Origin of the sequence: Ideonella azotifigens (assembly GCF_006519715.1) — a bacterium.
Taxonomy (GTDB): domain Bacteria; phylum Pseudomonadota; class Gammaproteobacteria; order Burkholderiales; family Burkholderiaceae_C; genus Ideonella; species Ideonella azotifigens.
This window is the reverse complement of the sequence record NZ_VIDT01000431.1, coordinates 1-4840: the sequence shown is the minus strand read 5'-3', so window position 1 is coordinate 4840 and position 4840 is coordinate 1. Positions and strand designations below refer to the sequence as shown.

At 68.7% G+C, this 4840-nt stretch carries 6 protein-coding genes; all 6 read left to right on the top strand.

All coding sequences use genetic code 11. The features are described 5' to 3' along the window. Nucleotides 1-458, top strand: a 458-nt coding sequence (locus tag FKP22_RS21180; protein WP_141289672.1) for an ApeI family dehydratase, incomplete at its 5' end; no start/stop codon positions are given. Then, nucleotides 455-1198, top strand: a complete 744-nt coding sequence (locus FKP22_RS21175; protein ID WP_141289671.1) for a glycosyltransferase family 2 protein — start codon at nucleotides 455-457, stop codon at nucleotides 1196-1198. The genes FKP22_RS21180 and FKP22_RS21175, both read left to right, overlap by 4 nt. Next, nucleotides 1195-2139 carry a lysophospholipid acyltransferase family protein gene (locus tag FKP22_RS21170; RefSeq protein ID WP_141289670.1) on the top strand — a complete coding sequence of 315 codons (945 nt, stop codon included), beginning with the start codon at nucleotides 1195-1197 and terminating at the stop codon, nucleotides 2137-2139. The genes FKP22_RS21175 and FKP22_RS21170 overlap by 4 nt, the downstream gene beginning before the upstream one ends. Further along, complete coding sequence (locus FKP22_RS21165) at nucleotides 2132-3667, top strand: HAL/PAL/TAL family ammonia-lyase (RefSeq protein ID WP_141289669.1); 1536 nt, start codon at nucleotides 2132-2134, stop codon at nucleotides 3665-3667. The genes FKP22_RS21170 and FKP22_RS21165 overlap by 8 nt, the downstream gene beginning before the upstream one ends. Next, nucleotides 3660-4085: an acyl-CoA thioesterase gene (locus FKP22_RS21160; RefSeq protein ID WP_141289668.1), complete on the top strand. Its 426-nt coding sequence runs from the start codon at nucleotides 3660-3662 to the stop codon at nucleotides 4083-4085. Before FKP22_RS21165 ends, FKP22_RS21160 begins: the two co-directional genes overlap by 8 nt. Continuing rightward, nucleotides 4082-4696, top strand: a complete 615-nt coding sequence (locus FKP22_RS21155; protein ID WP_141289667.1) for a LolA family protein — start codon at nucleotides 4082-4084, stop codon at nucleotides 4694-4696. Before FKP22_RS21160 ends, FKP22_RS21155 begins: the two co-directional genes overlap by 4 nt. Nucleotides 4697-4840: the final 144 nt, after the last annotated feature.

Below are 4840 nucleotides of genomic sequence, written 5' to 3'. Positions count from 1 at the left end.
CCATGACGCTGCCGCGCCGCTGGCGCTTCGTCTCGCACCTGCCGGCCAACGCGCAAGGCAAGACCACCGCGCAGGCACTGCAGGCCTTGTTCGACCCGCGCCGTCCGGCGATGCAGGTGCTCAGCCAGAGCGCGACCGAGGCCACGCTGCGCATCTGGCCAGACGCCACGCTGCCGCAGTTCGACGGCCACTTCAGCGGCCACCCGGTGCTGCCCGGCGTGGCCCAGGTCGAGTGGGCCTTGCTGTTTGCGCAGGAACTGTTTGGCCTGCCGGGCGCGCTCCGTGCGCTGGAAGCGCTGAAGTTCCAGCAGGTCATCCGCCCCGGCCAGGCGCTGCAGATGCAATTGACGATGCAGGCCGCGCAAGGCAAGCTGGTCTTCAAGCTCGAATCCGACTCAGGCCCGCATGCCAGCGGTCGCGTGCTGTTCGAGCTGCCCGCCGCCGAGGCCACGGCATGACGCTGGGTGCAGTGATCCCGGTCTACAACCATGGCGAGGCCATTGGCGCCGTCGTCGCCGCCGTGCGCGCCCACGGCCTGCCGGTGCTGCTGGTGGACGATGGCAGCGAGCCCGGCTGCGCGGCGGTGCTGCAAACCTTGGCGGCCGATCCTGTCGGTCGCGTGCAGTTGCTGCGGCTGGCGCAGAACCAGGGCAAGGGTGGCGCGATGGTGGCCGGCTTTCGCCGTGCCGGCGAACTCGGCTGGACCCATGTGCTGCAGATCGATGCCGACGGCCAGCACGACGCGGCCGACATCCCGCGCTTCGCCGCACTGTCCGCCGCCAACCCGGCGCACATGATCTGCGGCTGCCCGGTCTACGACGACAGCGTGCCCAAGGCACGGCTGTATGGTCGCTATGCCACGCACCTCTGGGTCTGGATCAACACGCTGTCGCTGGCCATCCAGGACTCGATGTGCGGCTTTCGCATCTACCCGCTGGCGCCCACGCTGGCGCTGGTCAACGAGGTGCACATCGGCCGGCGCATGGACTTCGACACCGACATCGCCGTGCGCCTGTTCTGGCGCGGCATGCCGTTCATCAACCAGCCGACGGCGGTGCACTACCCGACCGACGGCGTCTCACACTTCCGCGCGCTGCGCGACAACGTCCGCATCAGCGCGATGCACACGCGCCTGTTCTTCGGCATGCTGCCGCGTGCGCCATTGCTGCTTTGGCGGCGTTGGACGAATTCGGCATGACCGCTGCTGCGAAGCCCACGGCGCGCCATTGGGCGCAGATGGGTGAGACGACATTTGTCGCGGGCATCTGGTTGCTGTACGGCCTGCACCGCATCGCAGGCCGGCGAGGCTTCCGGCTGCTGATGTGGCCGGTCGTGCTGGTGCATTGGCTGACGCGCCCGACGCTGCGCGAGGCAAGCCTGGATTACCTGCGCCGGCAGCAAACCACGAACCGGCTGTGGCCGCACGAGCCCGGCTGGCGCCAGGGCCTGCAGCACGTTGCCTTGTTCGCCGAGACCATGCTGGACAAGCTGCTGGCGATGGCCGGCCGCTACCCGGCCGGCAAGGTGCGCCTGGACGGTGCCGAGGCGGTCGCGCAGCAGGCACTTTCCGGCGGGGGCGGCGTGCTGGTCACGGCCCACATCGGCTGCCTGGAGCTGTGCCGCGCAATGGCCCAGCGCCAGCCGGCTTTCAAGCTCAACGTGCTGGTTCACACGCGGCACGCGCAGGCCTTCAACCGCATCCTGCAGCGCCTGCAGCCGGGCGCGGCGCTGAACCTGATCGAGGTCAGCGAGATCACGGTTGCCACCGCCATGCTGCTGGCCGGCAAGCTCGCAGCAGGCGAGTTCGTCGCCATCGCTGGTGACCGTGTGCCGCTGCATGGCGGCCGCACCGTGACGGTCGACTTTCTCGGCAGCCCGGCCCCGCTGCCCATCGGCCCCTACGTGCTGGCCAGCCTGCTCAAATGCCCGCTGTATTTCCTGGGTTGCCTGCATGAAGGCGACGGCTACGCGATGCATTTCGAGCGGCTGGCCGAGCAGGTGCTGCTGCCGCGCAAGCAACGCGAAACGGCGCTGGCCGAACATGCGGCGCGCTATGCCGAATGCCTGGCGAGGCTGTTGCGGCGCTCGCCTTACGACTGGTTCAATTTCTACCGCTTCTGGGACCCCGCCCATGCTTGAGACCTCCCCCGTCGTGTTTGACGGTCACCGCCTGTGCATCGAGGACGTGGTGGCGCTCGCGCGTGGTCAGCGCACCGCGAAGCTGAGCACCGAACCGGCCTTCACCGCGCGCATCCAGGCCGGCGCCGACTTCGTCGCCAAGCTGCTGGCCGAAGACGGCGTGATCTATGGTGTCACCACCGGCTACGGCGACTCCTGCACCGTCGTCATCCCGCCTGCGCTGGTGGCCGAGCTGCCACGCCACCTGTACACCTACCACGGCTGCGGCGCCGGCGCGATGCTGGGCCCGCAGGAGACCCGTGCGGTGCTGGCCACGCGGCTCAACTCGCTGGCCCAAGGCGTGTCCGGCGTCAGCCTGGACCTGCTGCGCCAGATCGAAACCCTGCTGCGCGAAGACCTGCTGCCGCTGATCCCGTCCGAAGGCTCGGTCGGCGCCAGTGGCGACCTCACGCCGCTTTCCTACCTGGCCGCCGTGCTCTGCGGCGAGCGCGAGGTGATGTGGCGCGGCGAGCGCTGCAGTGCCGCTTCCGCGCTGCAGGCGCTGGGCGTGGCGCCGCTGACGCTGCGGCCCAAGGAAGGCCTGGCCATCATGAACGGTACCGCGGTGATGACCGCGCTGGCCTGCCTGGCCTGGCAGCGCGCCGACTACCTGGGCCGCATGGCGACAAGGCTCACCGCGATGAACGTGCTGGCCAGTGCCGGCAATGCGCACCACTTCGACGAGGCGCTGTTCGCCGTCAAGCCGCATGCCGGGCAGCAGCGCGTCGCCGCGCGCATCCGCGAAGACCTGGCCAGCGATCGACCCAGTCGTAACGAGCAGCGCCTGCAGGACCGCTACTCGCTGCGCTGCGCGCCGCACGTCATTGGCGTGCTGGAAGACGCGCTGCCCTTCCTGCGCCAGCTGATCGAGAACGAACTCAACAGCGCCAACGACAACCCCATCATCGACGCCGAAGAAGGCCGCGTGTTGCATGGTGGCCATTTCTACGGCGGCCACATCGCGTTTGCGATGGACGCGCTGAAGACCGCCGTCGCCAACGTCGCCGACCTGATGGACCGCCAACTCGCGCTCTTGGTTGACACCCGCTTCAACCATGGCCTGCCGTCCAACCTCTCGGGCGCCAGCGGCGAGCGCGCGGCCATCAACCACGGCCTGAAGGCGCTGCAGATCAGCGTCTCGGCCTGGACGGCCGAAGCGCTGAAGCTGACCATGCCAGCCTCGGTCTTCTCGCGCTCCACCGAATGCCACAACCAGGACAAGGTCAGCATGGGCACGATTGCCGCGCGCGACTGCCTGCGCGTGCTGGAGCTGTCCGAGCAGGTGCTGGCCGCAATGTTGATCGCTGCGCGCCAAGGTGTTGCCCTGCGCGACCGTCAGCAACCACTTTCGCTCAGCCCCGCGCTGGCCGCGATGCAAGCCGACCTGGCAGCGCGCATCCCGCTGATCGAGGAAGACCGCGCGCTGGACGGCGAGCTGCAGCGCCTGATCGTCGGCCTGCGCGAAGAAGCCTGGAGCCTGTATGACTGACAAGCCGAGCTTCGTGCACGAGATCGAGCTGACGCCGGCCTTCCACGACCTGGACCCGATGAACGTTGTTTGGCATGGCCACTACGTCAAGTACCTGGAAATCGCCCGCTGCGCACTGCTGGCCCGCTTCGACTACGACTACCCGCAGATGCGCGACTCCGGCTTCGCCTGGCCCATCGTCGACATGCGGCTGAAGTACGTCGCCTCGGCCACCTTCGGCCAGCCGCTGCGCATCCGCGCCGAGATCACCGAATGGGAAAACCGGCTGCGGCTGGACTACCTGATCAAGGACGGCGCCAGCGGTCGCGTGCTGACCCGCGCCCACACCATCCAGGTGGCCGTGGACGTCAGCACCGGCCTGATGGCCTACGTCTGCCCTCCTGTGCTGTGGCAGCGCCTGGGCGTGCAGCCGACATGAAGCGGCGTGACCTGCTGATCGCCGCGACCGCCGTCGCCACAGGTCTGTCTTGGGCCGACGACGGTGCCGCGCTGGTGCGCGAGCTGCAGTCGCGCCTCACGCAGCCGGCCTGGCTGCACGGTGAGTTTGAGCAGGTAAAAGAGGTGCCTGGTTTCAAGAAGCCGCTGGTCTCGCGTGGCGACTTTGTCGTTGCGCGTAGCAAGGGCGTGCTCTGGCGCACCAGGCAGCCGTTTGCCAGCGAACTGCGCCTCACACGCGACCAGGTGCGCGCCAGCCAGAGCGGCGTCACGTCCTTCCAGCTGGACGCTTCACGCGAGCCGGCGCTGCGGACCATCAATGCCTTGATGTTCGCGCTGCTCAATGGCGAGATGGCCGGCCTGGCCGAGCTGTTCACGCTGCAGGCCCAGCTGCAGCCCAAGACCTGGCAGCTCTCCCTCACGCCGCGCCAGCCAGCGCTGCAGCAGTTCCTGCAGCGCATCGAACTGGAGGGCGATGCATTCGTGCGCCGCCTCGTCATCCTGGAGACCAGCGGCGACCGCAGCACCATCGCCTTCAGCAACCTGCGTGCGGATGCCGCACCGGGGGCTGGCGAGGCTGGGCTGTTCGAGTGACTTCAGGTCCGCGCGCCTTGCGTTGGCTCGCCCTCGTGTGGCTGGCCTGGGCGCTGCTGTGCCTGGGCCACAACGCCTGGCTGTGGACCCGCAGTGGCACGCTGCTGGACACCGACGTGCTGGCCATGCTGCCGCGGGACGAGC